This is a genomic window from Bradyrhizobium sp. AZCC 1588 (assembly GCF_036924735.1).
Taxonomy (GTDB): Bacteria; Pseudomonadota; Alphaproteobacteria; order Rhizobiales; family Xanthobacteraceae; genus Bradyrhizobium.
The window spans coordinates 1,262,312-1,278,059 of sequence record NZ_JAZHSC010000001.1; the positions used below are offsets into that span (position 1 = coordinate 1,262,312).

The 15,748-nt window shown below is 59.8% G+C and carries 13 protein-coding genes, 1 tRNA gene and 1 pseudogene; 8 read left to right on the top strand and 7 right to left on the bottom strand.

Going from position 1 to position 15,748, the window contains the following annotated elements; genetic code table 11:
• Positions 1-212: 212 nt before the first annotated feature.
• The 3 genes and pseudogenes from V1277_RS06010 to V1277_RS06020 all read right to left on the bottom strand — a co-directional run bounded on the left by V1277_RS06010 (position 213) and on the right by V1277_RS06020 (position 2,953).
• Positions 213-1,903: pseudogene (locus V1277_RS06010) on the bottom strand (long-chain-fatty-acid--CoA ligase).
• Positions 1,904-2,156: 253 nt separating this feature from the next.
• The gene (locus tag V1277_RS06015) at positions 2,157-2,342 is read right to left on the bottom strand and encodes a hypothetical protein (RefSeq protein WP_334415413.1); all 186 of its coding nucleotides are present in this window, start codon (positions 2,340-2,342) and stop codon (positions 2,157-2,159) included.
• Between the two features lie 185 nt (positions 2,343-2,527).
• Positions 2,528-2,953, bottom strand: coding sequence for a TetR/AcrR family transcriptional regulator (locus tag V1277_RS06020; protein ID WP_334415414.1), 426 nt, complete (start codon positions 2,951-2,953; stop codon positions 2,528-2,530).
• Between the two features lie 98 nt (positions 2,954-3,051).
• On the opposite strand from V1277_RS06020, the gene V1277_RS06025 reads away from it, so the two are divergent.
• The 3 genes from V1277_RS06025 to V1277_RS06035 all read left to right on the top strand — a co-directional run bounded on the left by V1277_RS06025 (position 3,052) and on the right by V1277_RS06035 (position 6,186).
• Positions 3,052-3,864, top strand: coding sequence for an oxidoreductase (locus tag V1277_RS06025; RefSeq protein ID WP_334415415.1), 813 nt, complete (start codon positions 3,052-3,054; stop codon positions 3,862-3,864).
• 173 nt (positions 3,865-4,037) lie between these two features.
• Positions 4,038-5,300 (top strand): beta-ketoacyl-ACP synthase II, encoded by a 1,263-nt coding sequence (gene fabF / locus V1277_RS06030; protein WP_334415416.1) that lies wholly within the window; start codon positions 4,038-4,040, stop codon positions 5,298-5,300.
• A gap of 106 nt (positions 5,301-5,406) precedes the next feature.
• Positions 5,407-6,186 (top strand): SDR family NAD(P)-dependent oxidoreductase, encoded by a 780-nt coding sequence (locus V1277_RS06035; RefSeq protein WP_334415417.1) that lies wholly within the window; start codon positions 5,407-5,409, stop codon positions 6,184-6,186.
• Between the two features lie 300 nt (positions 6,187-6,486).
• Here the strand turns inward: V1277_RS06035 and V1277_RS06040 are convergent.
• Positions 6,487-6,561 (bottom strand) — tRNA-Gln (locus V1277_RS06040).
• Positions 6,562-6,834: 273 nt separating this feature from the next.
• Here V1277_RS06040 and V1277_RS06045 point away from each other — a divergent pair.
• Positions 6,835-8,616 carry an acyl-CoA dehydrogenase gene (locus V1277_RS06045; protein ID WP_334415418.1) on the top strand — a complete coding sequence of 594 codons (1,782 nt, stop codon included), beginning with the start codon at positions 6,835-6,837 and terminating at the stop codon, positions 8,614-8,616.
• A 201-nt stretch (positions 8,617-8,817) separates the two neighbouring features.
• Entirely contained in the window at positions 8,818-10,098 is a 1,281-nt protein-coding gene (locus V1277_RS06050) for a hypothetical protein (RefSeq protein WP_334415419.1), read from the top strand.
• A 66-nt stretch (positions 10,099-10,164) separates the two neighbouring features.
• Here V1277_RS06050 and V1277_RS06055 read toward each other — a convergent pair whose 3' ends face one another.
• Entirely contained in the window at positions 10,165-11,199 is a 1,035-nt protein-coding gene (locus V1277_RS06055) for a hypothetical protein (RefSeq protein WP_334415420.1), read from the bottom strand.
• A gap of 721 nt (positions 11,200-11,920) precedes the next feature.
• Here V1277_RS06055 and V1277_RS06060 point away from each other — a divergent pair.
• Positions 11,921-12,136, top strand: a complete 216-nt coding sequence (locus tag V1277_RS06060) for a hypothetical protein (RefSeq protein WP_057843360.1) — start codon at positions 11,921-11,923, stop codon at positions 12,134-12,136.
• A gap of 657 nt (positions 12,137-12,793) precedes the next feature.
• Here the strand turns inward: V1277_RS06060 and V1277_RS06065 are convergent.
• A complete protein-coding gene (locus V1277_RS06065) occupies positions 12,794-12,985 on the bottom strand; it encodes a hypothetical protein (RefSeq protein ID WP_334415421.1) in 192 nt (63 codons plus the stop codon).
• Here V1277_RS06065 and V1277_RS06070 point away from each other — a divergent pair.
• Entirely contained in the window at positions 12,984-13,943 is a 960-nt protein-coding gene (locus V1277_RS06070) for an AlbA family DNA-binding domain-containing protein (protein WP_334415422.1), read from the top strand. The two genes, V1277_RS06065 and V1277_RS06070, sit on opposite strands and share 2 nt — an antisense overlap.
• Before the next feature lie 188 nt (positions 13,944-14,131).
• A complete protein-coding gene (locus tag V1277_RS06075; protein ID WP_334415423.1) occupies positions 14,132-14,788 on the top strand; it encodes a hypothetical protein in 657 nt (218 codons plus the stop codon).
• A 17-nt stretch (positions 14,789-14,805) separates the two neighbouring features.
• Here V1277_RS06075 and V1277_RS06080 read toward each other — a convergent pair whose 3' ends face one another.
• Positions 14,806-15,747, bottom strand: coding sequence for a ring-cleaving dioxygenase (locus V1277_RS06080; RefSeq protein ID WP_334420293.1), 942 nt, complete (start codon positions 15,745-15,747; stop codon positions 14,806-14,808).
• Position 15,748 lies beyond the last annotated feature (1 nt).

Sequence of the window (15,748 nt, forward strand, 5' to 3'; positions counted from 1 at the left end):
CCCTTCCGCTATCGATTGCTCGTGTGATCGCAGCCGGTGTTCGCTTCGGCTTGTGTGCTTTCATATGCCGGTTAGCGTCTCAGCAGGCCCCCTCTGCCTGGCGGCCGCGCACTGGCTTGCCTGGGCCGGTCCCCAGGCACTTGATGATGATGTTATAGCCGAACAGATCGTCGCCGCAGTCCTGATCAGGAGTAGATTTGTGATTTTACAAATCAAGCAGTTGCGGTGGCTTTTAGAGCTTCGTTCCGCAGTTCTCGGCGCAGAATTTTTCCGACGTTGCTCTTCGGCAGCTCAGACCTAAACTCGACGTGCTTCGGTACCTTGTACGGTGTCAATTGTGTCCCGGCGAAAGCAATAATGTCCTGGGCTCCCAGATTCGGGTCGAGGCGAACTACGAATACCTTGACCGCTTCGATGGATTTCGGGTCGCAGACGCCGATCGCGGCGCATTCCAGGACTCCCGGATGGCTGGCGATCACCTCCTCGACTTCGTTTGGATAGACGTTGAAGCCGGAGACAATGATCATGTCCTTCTTACGATCCACGATCTTGGTAAAGCCGTCCGGCTGCATCACCCCTATATCACCAGTCCGGAAGAAACCGTCGCTTGTCATCACCCGGGCGGTTTCGTCAGGCCTGTTCCAGTAACCAGCCATCACCTGCGGCCCCTTGCAGCAAATCTCGCCGGCTTCCCCGATCGACACTTCCTTGCCGTCATCATCACGGATCGAAATGTAAGTTGATGGGACAGGCAATCCGATCGTCCCTGAGAACTCCGTGAGATTTGGCGGTGTCACCGTCAAAGTCGGGGCTGTTTCAGACAAGCCGTAGCCTTCGGAAAGGACACATCCGGTCGCCGCGAGCCATTTGTCTGCAACGGTCTTTTGGGTCGCCATCCCGCCGCCGATTGCAATCTTCAATTCCGAAAAATCCACCTTCTTGAAGTCGGGATGGCGCAGAAGACCATTGAACAATGTGTTGACGGCCGGGAAGCTATGGACCTTGTACTTTCGAAGCTCCTTGATGAATCCAGGGATATCCCGCGGATTTACGATCAGAAGGTTGGTGCCGCCTACTCGCACGGAAAACAGGAAACAGGCCGTGAGCGCGAAGATGTGATAGAGTGGTAGGCGCAGACTGTCAGTAAGGGCTCAACCAATGGCGGCTTGCGCAAGACCGGTTTGGTCCACGCAACAATTTGAAGCACATTGGCCACCATATTGCGGTGGAGCAACGTTGCACCTTTCGAGACGCCCGTGGTGCCGCCAGTGTATTGAAGAAACGCGACATCGTTCGGGCCAATGTTCGGCTTGTTCAGCTTCATCTTGCGACCGGCCGACAGCGCATCCTTGAACGAGATGGCGCCTGGCAGCGAGTACGAAGGGACCATTTTCTTGACTTTGCGCACAAAAAAATTGACGAAAACGCCCTTGAGACCGAGCAGATCTCCCATCGTGCCGACGATTATGTGCTTGATGCTCGTCCGCGGCAGCACCTTTTCAAGGGTCGTCGCAAAATTCTCTAAAATAACGATGGCGTCTGCGCCGGAATCGTTGAGCTGATGCTCGAGTTCCCGCGGAGTGTAAAGAGGATTGACGTTCACGACCGTATAACCTGCACGCAAGGCGGCAGCCACTGCAACAGGGTTTTGCAGAACGTTTGGCATCATGATCGCAACCCGGGCGCCCTTCGCGAGCCCCCTGCTTTGCAGGTAAGCGCCGATACCGGCTGACATCTTGTCAAGCTGGTCGTAGGTGATCGCCTTGTCCATGCAGATCGCAGCTTTGCGATCCGCAAACGTCGTAAAGCTTTCTTCGAATAGTTCGATCAACGAACGGTACTGGTTGACATCGACATCGGCGGGAACTCCCTCCGGATACTGCTGTAGCCAAAAGCGCTTCACGATATTTCCCCCTGCAGAAAAGCCGCTTTTGCGGTCTCCTTCGATTTCCACCCCTTGCCAGAACGACCGAATGCAGCCTGGACGGATAGAACTCATGTCGAGCAGCGCAACCAGGCTCGCCGATTGAGCGCCCCACATCTAAATATTCCGCAATGGTCGAACCTCCTCCTCGGCGTGGGCTAGAGGCCGCATAAACTCCGCGGATCAGTCGTTCTTTCGGGCCAAATATGCCCCGCACCCATCATTAATCCCATTACAGACGTCCCATGTCCTTCAATGACTTGATCGCGCCAACAGCGTCGTTATGAATGGGCGACTCAATCATCTGATCGACAGTATGGGCAGGTGCCTTTACTGGATAGCTCAAACCACAAGCAATCATCGCAGCAGCGAACCCAAACAAAACCACAATCAACAACTTCGCATAACTGAACATCATACTCTTCTCGAATAGCTGACTATAGCTTCTCTTCTGCCGTATCTGCGAGCGTGTTTGCCGCACGAATGCCGGCCGCAAGTATCGCATCGGACATCGAGCGGTCTTCAACCGCGCGCGAGAGCTGAAGCGCTCCGACAAGTACGGCGAAAATTCCGATCGCCGCATCATGAGAAGGATAGCTAGAACTATTCTGCGGTAGCCGCCGAGCTAGTTGTTCGAAGAACTCGCGCATCCGAGCAGTGTAAACCTTCCGGGTGGAGCGCGGCTGACGGCCGATCTCGGGAAGCAGCGCTGCGGAGGCGCATCCAGTCTCCGGGCGGTCGCGATGCCTCCGAGGACAGGTAATAACGGATCAGCTCACGGAGCTCGCCAGGGGCGGCATCAGCTTCGGCCAGTCGATGCGGTTGCTCATTGAGTGCACGCTCTAGCCCCTCCCGGACCAGATCGTTCTTCGAGCGGAAGTGAGAGTAGAATCCACCATTCGTCAGTCCTGCCTCGGCCATAACCCCGGTCATTCCCGTGGCGGCGATGCCCTGCCGCCGGAACCTCTTGGCCGCGGCCTTCAGGATGCGCTCATGGGAGTGATCTTTGTGCCCTTTGGCATACCGCATACCGGATCCTCCAAGCGAATAGCCTGTTGTATGATTCTCATCATGTGATATTTATATCTTAATCCAAATAGCTGATCAATCGCATTGAGGAGGCTTTTATGCGACGAGACGGTAAAGTGGCGATTGTGACCGGGGCTGCTACAGGAATCGGGCAGGCCTCCGCAAAGGCGCTGCACCAAGCTGGATTCCGCGTGTTCGGCACCAGCCGGCGCGCCGTCGCGAGCACCCTCGAGGGGATTACGATGGTCACCTGCGATGTGACAGACGACGCGTCGGTGAAGGCAGCCATCGGCAAGGTTCTCGATACGACGGGCAGGATCGACGTTCTCGTGAACAACGCGGGGATGGGCCTGCTCGCCGGAGCCGAAGAATCTTCGGTTGATCAAGCTCAAGCGTTGTTCGACGTGAACCTTTTCGGAGTGATCCGCACGACCAATGCGGTTCTTCCGATCATGCGAAATCAAAAGGCGGGACGGATCGTCAATATAAGCTCGGTCCTTGGCTTGATACCTGCCCCATTCTCGGCCCTCTACTCCTCCACGAAGCATGCTCTCGAAGGCTATTCGGAGTCTCTCGACCATGAGGTGCGAACCTTCGGCATTCGAGTTTGCTTGCTTGAGCCCGCGTATACCCGCACTTCGTTCGAACAGAACATGGTGCTTCCGGATCGGACCTTAGACGCTTACGTCTCGGCGCGAACGCGGACCAGCACGCTCATGCACGAGGTCATGAAGACAGCCGACGATCCCCGGGTAGTTGCCGAGCGAGTCGTTGAAGCCGCGACTACGGCATCGCCTCGTCGGCGATACACCTGCGGCAAGGTTGCGCGTCAGGTGAGCGTACTTCGCCGTTTTGTCCCCGAACGGATGTTTGACAAGAGCCTTCGCAAGCAGATGGGGTTACCGGCGTAACTGGACTGGCCAGGCCGATCTCGGACGTTCCCTTTGCGCCGTTTGTAGCGCGGTGTTCGGTCCGGCGCTTGCGACTTCGTGTCGACGGGCAAGGCCTCAATTGCTGTTAAGAGCCTACCTTGCGCCCGACGGACGACGAGGTGTCAGGGATAACTCAAAAAGGTAATCTCATCATGCGTCGCGTCGTCGTTACGGGGTTGGGATTGGTATCGCCGCTGGGCTGCGGCAGTGAGCTGGCATGGTCCCGCCTGCTCGCGGCCCGTTCCGGGCTGGCTGCCCTTCCCGAATGGGCGGCTGCCCTTCCCGCGCGGGTTGCTGGAATCGTGCCGACCAAGGCCGACGATCCGGATGGCGGCTTCGATCCGGATCTGGTTGTTCCTGCCAAGGATCAGCGGAGGATGGACCGCTTCATCCTGTTCGCACTGGCCGCCACGGCCGAGGCCATTGCGGAGGCAGCTTGGACTCCTTCCGACGCACACTCGCTAGAGCGAACGGCGACCGTGATCGCATCGGGCATCGGAGGCTTTCCGGCGATCGTCGAGGCGGTTCGCACCACCGATCAGCGCGGGGTCAAGCGCCTCTCGCCCTTCACCGTACCGTCCTTTCTCGCCAATCTCGCAGCCGGTCATATCTCCATCCGCTATGGCTTCAAGGGTCCCATCGGTACGCCGGTCACCGCCTGCGCCGCGAGCGTGCAGGCAATCGGCGATGCCGCGCGCCTGATCCGCTCCGGAGAAGCGGACGTTGCAATCTGCGGAGGCTCGGAAGCCTGCATCGATCTCGTGAGCCTCGGCGGCTTCGCCGCCGCCCGGGCCCTTTCGACCGGCTTCAATGACACGCCAGCGCGCGCGTCCCGCCCCTTCGACCGCGACCGCGATGGCTTCGTCATGGGCGAAGGTGCTGGTATCCTCGTGATTGAAGAATTGGAACACGCGCTCCGCCGCGGCGTTCAGCCGATCGCCGAAATCGCCGGCTATGGCACGACCGCTGATGCCTACCACATCACGTCGGGACCCGAGGACGGCGACGGCGCGCGCCGCGCCATGGAAGGCGCCTTGCGGCAGGCCGGCCTCAAGCCCGGTGATATCCAGCATCTCAACGCCCATTCCACTTCGACGCCGGTTGGCGACGTTTCCGAACTGGAAGCGATCAAATCCGTGTTCGGCCGCGACGGAAAAATTGCCGTGAGCGCGACCAAATCGGCGACCGGTCATCTGCTCGGTGCAGCCGGGGGAGCGGAAGCGATCTTCACGATCCTCGCGCTACGGGACCAAATCGCGCCGCCCACTCTCAATCTCGAAAATGGCGACGCAGCCGCGGAAGGCGTCGACCTCGTGTCCCGTGAGGCCAGGCGCATGACGATGGAGCATGCTATTTCGAATGGATTCGGCTTCGGGGGCGTCAACGCCAGCGTCATCTTTCGACGTTGGCAATGACCAAACCTGTCCAACATTGGCAAGTCACTGCCGACCTTCCTGCTCTTGGGAGGGGACCAGAACGGTCCGCTCTTTGCCAGTTCCAACACGCATGCGAGTAAGCGACATGACTCAGTCCAAGCGCGAAGCCCAACCTTCCGTCCAGGAAGTTGCACTCATTGTCGGTGGCGGACCGGGCATCAGCTCGAGTTGCGCGAGGCTGTTCGCGAAGAACGGTATGCGTGTTGCTGTGGCAGCCAGGAATCCCGAAAAAGCGGTCCTCGCGAAACTCGAAAAGATGCATGGGGTGCATCGATTCGCTTGCGATGCGAGCGAACCGTCGGCCGTGGACCAGTTGTTCCGGAATGTCGTGCAGGACATCGGGACGCCGAGGCTTGTCGTGCATAACGTCGATGGCCGGGTCCCCGGCATTTTCCGCAAGAGCGTTATCGAAGCCGACCCGATCATGGCCCTCGAAACACTTCGAAACGCGGCATTCAGTGCGTTTCTGGTAGGGCAACAGGCAGCCAGGCTCATGCTTGGAAACAAACTCGACGCCAACGGGGCGAAGGGAACGATCATCTTCACGAACGCCAGCGCAGCGCTCAAAGGCTTCCCATCAAGCGGTGCCTTTGCGATGGCATGCCATGCCAAGTCGGGACTCGCGCAGAGTATGGCAAGAGAACTGATGCCGCAGGGTATCCACGTAGCAAATGTGCCGATCGACGCCGCGATCGGCTGGACTCAGGAGGACGGGACCCGCGCACACCGGCTGGCGGGAATGACTGTCGACGACAACATGGCCGACCCCGACCGTATCGCCGAAACCTATCTGCAACTGCATCGCCAGCATCGGTCGACGTGGGCGTTCGAAGTCGTGCTCCGGCCATGGGTCGAGAAATGGTGACTGGTATCGCCGGCGCGCCTGTATCGTTACCCGGAATTGTCGGCCCGGTTTTCGACTGGTTGTCCGATTTGTTCGCCGTAATACCCTATTCTACGATGAGCGCGTAATAGGCCTGCCCGAGTAGCCTCCGCAGTATATGTTGGGATCAAAGCCACGGAGATAAGCCAATATGGTCGATGTGATGCGCGACGCCGCTTAGTTCGATTCTGGACCGAGCTTCAGAATCTCCATTTCCAAACGCGCCCAAAAATTTGGCGGGAAATAGAGCTGCTTACATAGCGAACTCAGCAGCTTAAGTGCTGGCTGGGGCGGGAGGGATCGAACCTCCGAATGGCGGAATCAAAATCCGCTGCCTTACCGCTTGGCTACGCCCCAACAGGCCGAGGCCGAAAGCGCCGGGGATGCCCCCGCGCGAATTGGTTCGGACAACGACGGTCTATAGAGGGACTTCAGCCATTTCAACAGGCTGAAATCTCGAATTTCACCCGAATCCGCCCCGCGGCGGCGTGAGCCTTTATATATGGACCGTCCGCCGCCGCCGGTTTCCGCTGCCCGGGCCGGGCGAATACCGCCCGGTGGAGAGTTGAGAGAACCCCGGTTTCGTGGGAAGACGGCGGCAGCTCATTAGCCAAAAGCGAGATTTTCGTCATGACTTACCGCGCGCCGATCTCCGACATCCTGCTCGCGCTCAACCACGGCGCCGGCCTGCAGGCGGCCGTGAAGGCCGGCCATTACGGCGATTTCGACGCCGAGATCGCCGCCGCCGTACTGGAGGAAGCCGGCAAATTCGCCGGCGACGTGCTGGCGCCCCTGAACCGGGTGGGCGACGAGCACGGCATCAAGCTTGCGGACAACAAGGTGACGACCGCGCCGGGCTGGCCCGATGCCTATCAGCGCTGGGCCGCCGCCGGGTGGAACGCGGTATCGGGCCCGGAAGCGTTTGGCGGCCAGGGCTTGCCGCTCGCCATCAACGCCGCCTGCACCGAAATCTGGAGCGCGTCGAACATCGCTTTCGGCCTCTGCCCGCTGCTCACGCTCTCGGCGATCGAGGCGCTCGACGCCCATGGCAGCGAGGAGCTGAAAAAGGTCTATCTGCAAAAACTCGTCTCCGGCGAATGGACCGGCACCATGCAGCTCACCGAGCCGCAGGCCGGCTCCGACGTCGGCGCGCTGCGCACCCGTGCCGAACGCGCCGGCGACGGCACCTACCGCATCAAGGGCAGCAAGATCTTCATCACCTATGGCGACCACGACATGACCGACAACATCGTGCATTTCGTGCTGGCACGCCTGCCCGATGCGCCCGCGGGCACCAGGGGGATTTCGCTGTTTTTGATTCCGAAATTCCTCGTCAATGCCGACGGCTCGCTCGGGGCGCGTAACGACATCTACCCCTCCGGCGTCGAGCACAAGCTCGGCATGCACGCCTCCCCCACCTGCACCATGACGATGGGCGATCATGGCGGCGCCATCGGCTACCTGATCGGTGAGGAAAACAAGGGCATGCAATGCATGTTCACGATGATGAACCAGGCCCGCCTCGGCGTCGGCCTCGAAGGCGTCGGCATTGCCGACCGCGCCTATCAGCAGGCGCTGGCCTTTGCGCAAGAACGCAAACAGGGCCGCGCCGTCGGCAAGAAGGGCGACGGGCTCGATCCCATCATCGTGCATCCCGACGTCAAGCGCATGCTGTTGCAGATGCGCAGCATGACGGCCGCGGCGCGTTCGATCTGTTACGCGACGGCGGTGGCGCTCGACATCTCCGCCCGCGCCAAGGACCCGAAGGTGCGCGCCGATGCGGCCGCGCGCGGCGCGCTGCTGACGCCGATCGCAAAGGCATTCTCCACCGACATCGGCAACGAGGTGACGTATCTCGGCGTGCAGATTCATGGCGGTATGGGCTTCATCGAGGAAACCGGCGCCGCGCAGCACTACCGCGACGCGCGTATCACCTCGATCTACGAGGGCACCAACGGCATCCAGTCGATCGACCTCGTGACGCGAAAACTCGCCGCCAATGGCGGCGCATCGGTGTGGGCGCTGCTCGATGAACTCGGCGGCATCGTCAAGCAGGTCGAAACCTCGAACGATCCCGCTTTCGGTACGACCGGCGCAAAGCTGCGCGACGCGCTCGGCTCGCTTGAGCGCGCCAGCAAGTGGCTCCTGGAGCGCGTGGCGTCTGCGCCGAACGATGCGCTCGCCGGCGCCACGCCTTATCTGCGCCTGTTCGGCTCGACGCTCGGCGGCTGCATGCTGGCCGGCGAAGCGCTGGCCGCGAAGAGCCATGGCGATGCCGGCGATCCGCAGCGCTACGTGACGGTCGCGCGGTTCTTTGCCGAGAATATTACCGTGCAGGCGGGCTCGCTGGAGAAGACGGTGACCGACAGTGCCGATGCGGTGAACGGCGCGGATGCGGCACTGCTGGGGTGAGCCTTTGTCGGGTACCGCACACGAATCCCAAAAATGCACAACAAGTTCCATTGTGCCGCTCGTTGTTTTGAGGCAACACCCTTGAAAAAACAGATAATCCCGTAGTCTTCGGCCGTTGCGGATTCATTTCGCAATCCGAAGAATGACCCCTGTCGCGTGCTTGTGTAATCAGGCTCATGCGGAGCCTTGGGAGGCCGGATCATGGACCCCTGGCAATTGGCGACGACGGCGCAGCGCCGCATCAACGTTCTCGCGGCCCTGGCTCTCGTGAGTTGGACTCTCGTTTGTCTCGCTGGCTTCAATTCGGCTTCCACCGAACGCGTCAGCGCTTCTGTTGTCAGCGCTTCCATCAAGGATGCCGGTGTCTTCATCGAGAGTGCCGACGCGCCTTCAATTGTGGAACGTCAAGAGCCATCTCTCACCGCAACCGCCGAGCCTACGCGCACGCCGCCTGCAATCGCCCTGGCAAGCGCCGCCATCGATCACATCGATGTGCCGATCCCTACCGCATCCGTGATCGAGAAAGCGCCTGACACGACGAAAGCTCCTGATACGACGAAAGCTCCTGACACGACCGCAGCCTCGGATGAGCCGAAACCTGTTGTCGTGGCCGCACTGACCGATCCGGCGGAGGTACTGCCGCCCGAAGGCCCCTCCTCCGCCGAGATTGCGACGACACTCACGCCCGATTCCGCACCCGACAATGCCGCGCCGGCTGTGCGCACCATCGAAATCAACGAGGAATGTCTGGTCGTGGAGCCCTGCATCGATCGCTATTTGTGGGCTCTGTACGAACGCGCACCCAAGATCGACGCCATCAAGGTGCATGAGCGGAGGAAAGTGACAGTCAAGAGGAAGGGCAAGACGGTCACTGTCACCAAAACCTTTACCAGGCGTGTCGACGAGGATTTTACGTGGAAGGACCCGAAGGCCGCGGAAAGAGCCGGCATGACCATGATGGACTACGTGATCGGTGGCATGGACAAGAGCTTCAAGCTAAAGCTTTTTCATATGCTCCACGCCGCCGAGCAGGCCGGGCTCTCGCCCGGCATCACCAGCGCATTTCGCGATGACTACCGTCAAGCAATCGCCAGCGGCCTGAAGGCAGCAAGCGACCGGTCCTACCATGGCGGGAGTTTGCGTGGCGGCTACGGCCGCGGGCTCGCGGCTGACCTGGTCAGCGTCAAGGGCGCAAGCCGGGGGCAGCGATGGGTCTCCACGGAAAAGTTCTGGAAATGGATCGATGAGCACGGCAAGGAATTTGGAATCGGGCGGCCCTACCTCGACAGGGATCCGCCGCACGTCGGGCCGATCGACGGCAAGGAGTACGCCTCTCGCCGCGGCGGAACGAAGACGCAAGACGCGCAAGCGAGTGCAAAGAAGCGCGTCCGCGTGACCGCGCGGCACGATCACAAGCGGCACGATCACAAGGCAGCAAAACCGGCGAAAACCGCGAAATTGTCGAAAGGCAGAACCATGTAACCGGCTCACGAACGCGCTTACCGCCATTGATGGGAAGCGCGATCGAATGAAGTTGACGTGTATTCCTTAGCGTCGCGAACTGGCCGCAGCGACCGTCAAGGCGATCGCTGCGGGATCGCAGCAGAGCACCATCAACAATATCAGCCAGCGCACCGCGGCTTCGGGTGCGGCACCGACCATCATCGCGAGATACTGAATCGGTCCTGCGGATGCCTCGATGCGCGAACGTTCGCCGGCCAGCGCCGCGCGTTGCGCCTGCAGTCCAACCAGCGTTGCGGTCGCCGTCTGGCGCTGCGTATCCAGCCCGTCCCGCGTCGCGCGCTCCTGGGTTGCGATGTTGATGGCCCGCGTCACCCGGCCGCGCCGTGTCGATTCATCCACGGCACGGTCGATTTGCGCGATGCGGTTGGTCAAGTCGGCAACGACAGCCGATTGCGCCGAGACGCGGGCGTCGAGCGATTCGATGCGCTCGGTGACGCCGGAGCGCGCCGTGGCCGCGACGCTGACATGCGCCTCGACCAGCTTGCCGAACACGCCGGCGGCGTTGATCAGCGCAAGGCCGGCAACGAGCGCGACCATGACCGAACGCATTTTCCAGTTGGTCCGGCGCCAATGCGCCGCCAGCCATCCGGCGATCACCAGCTTGCCGGCCTCCATCGTGGCGGCAAGCACCATCACGGCAACCGGATCACCGGGAAATATTTCGGCCATGCCCGCGACTGAAAAATAGGCCGCAACCGTTGCCAGCGCGAGAGCCGCGGCAATGGCAAAGGTCCGGCTGGTGCGCTCGCTCCTTGGTGGGGCGGGAACGGGAGAAACGATCTCAGGCACAGCAGGCGCTGCGGAAACCGGCGGTGGCTCAAGCGGCGCGCTGGGCACCTCCGGCTCGCTACTGATCTCAGTAGGGACTTCCGTTGCCTTGTCTTCCGTTGCCTTGTCTTCCGTCGCCTTGGCCTTAGTCGCCCTGCCGGCCTTGGCACGCCCCGCCGCTGAAGCGGAGCGGCCACGTTTCTTTGCTGCTGGGGGCGTCTTGTCGGACGGTTCAGTGCTGAACTCTTCCGCCGGCGTTGCCACCCAATCTGGGAGCGCGAGTTGAGGCATTGGCCCAGGCATCAAGCTGATGCCTGATGCGCGCAGCATCATTGTCGCCGTCCGTCAGTTCGGTCGCGGAGATCGCTCGCGTGGTTGCACGGCCTGTCATGGAGCCCCCGGAACCACGGCGACAACTGTCCCAGACTCGTGATCGTTGGCAACGTTTTCGACTTGCTCGCCAATCGCAAACTTCGACATCGAAAACTCCTTTTTGGATTCGTCGATGCGATTATATCCCCACGAGCGGGCCGTAGCTGCTCAACGATTCGCCCTCCGGAATTTAGGACGCCGGTTGTTGCACGAATGTCTCATCCTGCTCGTCGTGCGAAACCGCTTCACACGTTGCGCGCGAGGCGAGCATGGCGCGATGTCAGGATTGAGTCCGAAATGTTGTCGAGAAGAAAATCAGTCGGACAATCCAAATCTTCTATGGCTGAGCATCCCTACGTTCCGAACAACGCCATGCATAAGTGTTGCTGCATAATGACAGTCAGGCTAATCCGCCGCCGAGACCGTAGTTCTACGCTTTGCGAATCGCCCACGCCCGAATTCTACTTTCACCGCAATTGTTTCCCTTGAGCGTTCGACTAGATCGTCCCGCGCCGAAAACGGCGCGGCTTTGCAGTGCGTAGTTTTACGGGCCGATTTCCTTAAAGGCCGGGCGCGCACCCTGCTGGCACGAACCCTGCATGGCGTGAGCGAACCGGGTATTCAGCAACGAAGGTCACCCATGCTCGTTACTCTCGTCGCCGTTCTCTGCAACAGCCAGCTCTGTCTCGAAAAAATCGTCACCACCAGTGACCAGTCCGGCATCACCATGAGCGCCTGCGCGGTCAACGCGCAGATCGGAATTGCCGACTGGCTCGCCAAGGGCCCGTATCGCGAATGGCGATTGCAGCGCTACAAATGCGTGCTCGGAAAGTACGTGCCGAAAAACGAAGCCTGAGGCGCCGCAGGCTGCCTCACGCGGGCGCGGTTGTTTGCCGGGCACAACGAATTTGCTTGCGTCAACGTTCGTAAGCATGACTTCACCTTCTCGCCGCGCGGCTAGCGCCCGAGGTTTGCATGAACCTTTTCCCTCAGGAACAGAGGGAGCAGGGAATGCCGGGTGCTTGCTGCACCCGCGGTCTCGTGTGCAAGAGATAGAGTGAGATGCGCACACGAGCATACAGGTACAGCCGGAGCACTCCGGCATTCCCTGCGCAATGGTTTGACGGCTTATGCCGTGCTCTCCCTGGAGACGAATTCCTCTTGCCTCCATCACTGCCGGCTTGATGGCGAGATCGATCCGGTTGGATCAGATTCGCCACCGGCAGCTTGGCACCAGCCACGGGTGTCAGGACCACACGGTTTTGCCGTACGCTTCAGCGCCGTACGTCTTGCGCGCCGTGTTCGCTCACGGATAACCGCCCTGCGAACAACTTCTCGCGCCTGACGCTGCTGCGTCCACCGCATCCCACCCCGCGTCCGTGACGATCGCGATCCGCCCCTCGTGAGGGATGAGACGGCGGAATGTCTAGTGCTGATTTGGGGCGATCGAAAAGGAAATTGTTTTTTCGGAAGGGACTGGACTGGGCAAATCGCGTTGATTTGGCTGGGGAAATTAGTTTTTGCGAGCAACGGCCAAACGTGCGTTGAAGAGGCCTGATGGCGCATAGCGTGGCGATTGCCAGCCCGAGACAGGCGGGCGCCAAAGAGCCGTCGCCAGCGTATTCTCATCCCAGAAATTAAGCACAATGGCGCGGGAATCCTGCAAATGGTAGAAAGAGATTTCTACTACCCAGAGCAGTTTCATGCTTTCGTTGAAGACAGAAGCCGAAATAGAAGCCCTCCATACCGGCGGCGTAAGGGAGAGTCTTCACCTCGAATACAAAGCCTCCGGCGCGGTCGATAAAGCGGACAACAACAAAAAGCTGGAAATGGCTCGCGACGTGTCGGCCTTTGCAAACGCAGACGGCGGCCAAATCATTTACGGAATGACCGAGAAAGACCACGATCCTGCGGGGCTCGACAAAGGACTGGACCCCAAGGTTTATCCAGAAATCTGGTTTGAACAGGTTTTACAACAGCACATCACGCCGACAATCACGGGCCTTAAGCCCTACCACGTTCCACTACAATCTGGCGGCGTGGCTGTCGTGATCGATATTCCTGCGACAAAAGGCGATCCGCACCAAACTGACGGCCGGTACTATCGCCGGCATAATTTCAATCGTCTAATCATGGAGCATTACGAAGTAAGGGACGCGTTTCGGCGACTAACGACGCCGGAACTCTTCGTCACGCTTTCCTTCCTGGAAGGAAACCGACACACCATCGATTTTCCGCAGCGAGGCGATACATCCAACCCGTTCAACCTGATCGCCAAGATAGATAACAGGTCAAATCAACCTGCTTACCATGCCATAGTAGATATTGGCGTAGCTGCTGAGCTCGTCATCGTCAGTGGAGGAAACTATGAGCGACAAGATCAGGCAGAGAATGACCGGAAGGTACCGATGCATTGGTTTAGGTGGACTATGGGTTCTCCCCCGAACCTCCCGATCTTTAAAGAGCACCAACGTCTTTTGACCAACAATGTGCTCATGCTGGGGATGAGGCACAGCGACATGGGTAATAGCACTATCTTCGATCTAACCGTCAAAATCTCTGCACCGGGTTTTTCCAGTATCGAGCATTGGGCGATCCTCGGTCATGGACCGCGGTTAACCCTCTACCCGCCTGGAAGCCCGTGGGCGGCGGCGCGAACGTAATGCGGGATGGATAGATTGCAGCGATACGTGATCCTGCGTGAACCGTCACTGCAATTGGGTACAATGTCTTTCAACGAACGCATACGGCAAAGAAAAGTGCCTGCACGTTTTACTGAGCGGTCGAATTGAGTGCGCTATTACCGATATTTTGGTGCATTGCTCTGCCGCGATGACTGATTGGGGGACGCATGGATTGGCTTCAATTCACGGCTGCTGTGATTGGTCATTTGGCTTGGCCTGGCGTCATAGTCGTGCTGTTTGTGATCTTACGGAAGCATTTAGGTACGCTGGCTGACCGTTTACTCGAATTCAGCTTTGGTGGTGCAAAGATTACTTTCGACAAAATTCTTCAGAAGGGCGCCGAGATTATTGAAGAGACACCACCCCCTCAGTTTCCTAAGCCAATCGAAGAGCCACAGCTACCGCTAGACCCGAATGCTAAGACCGTCTCCCCAAATCAAACCCGCGAGGAAATTGCAAAGCGATATGTCAATCGCAGACGGCAGCGCAAAGATCTACTGGGCAAGTCGGCCTTCGGAATAGTCCTATCGGGCTTGGACGAGGTGGACAGTCTATTGTTCGAAATCGGGGACACAATGGGAATCGACGCGGCCGCACCATCTTCAGTGATGTATTCGCTCGTGGGCGGCGGATATCTGCCCGAGAGCATAGGACAACTGTATGACACGTTGCGTGATGCACGCAATCTCCTCGCACATTCAAATGCGCTTCCGGATGATAAGGAAGCGCTTGAATACGCGAGACAAACCTCATTCTTAAAGTCAGCTTTGCAGAACTATAAGAGTATGTTGCCTCAAGTCGGACGGATCGAACACAACGAGTAGCCACCACGCGTACGGGTTTATCTAATCGGCTTCAGCCCCGCCTCGATCGCCGCGCGCCGCGGCTCGAGAAACGGCGGCAGCGCCAGTTTCTCGCCGAGGCTCTCCATCGGCTCGTCCGTCCCAAACCCCGGTCCATCGGTCGCGATCTCGAACAGGATGCCGTTGGGCTCGCGGAAATAGAGGCTGCGGAAATAGAAGCGATCGATCTCGCCGCTGTTGGGCACGCGGAGCTCGTTCAGGCGCTGCGTCCAGGCGTGGTACTGCGTTTCGTCGGGGGTACGGAACGCGACATGGTGGACGCCACCGGCACCCTGGCGAGCGATTGGCGAGGCCTTGTCTTCGAGCACATGCAGCTCCGCGGCGGGGCCGCCTTCACCCATCTCGAATACATGAATCTCGGCACCGTGGGCGGCATACTCGCGCACGCGGCGCATGTTCATGATTTCCGTCAGCACAAAGGCGGTCCGCGACAGCTCGTGCACGGTCAGCACGATCGGACCGAGGCCGCGGATCTGGTGCTCTGATGGCACCGGGCTGCGCTCCCATGGCGAGGCCGGCCCCACACCGCCATCGTCGACCAGCACCAGCCGCTGCCCCTCGCCGTCCTCGAACGGCAGCGTCAGGCGGCCGTCGACCTCGACGATATCGCGGGTCGCTGCGCCCGCCTTCTTGAGGCGATCCCGCCAGTAGCCGAGGGTCTTCTCGCCGGCGACGCGCAGGCCGGTGCGCGAGATCGAATTGGTTCCGCGACGTTCGGGGGCCGCGGGAAAATCGAAGAAGGTGAGATCGGTGCCGGGATTGGCTTTGCCGTCGGCATAGAACAGGTGATAGGCGCTGACGTCGTCCTGGTTGACGGTCTTCTTCACCAGCCGCATGCCGAGCAGGCCGGTGTAAAACGCCAAATTCTCCCGCGGCTTCGCCGAGATCGCGGTCAGGTGATGAATTCCGCCTAGCTGCATT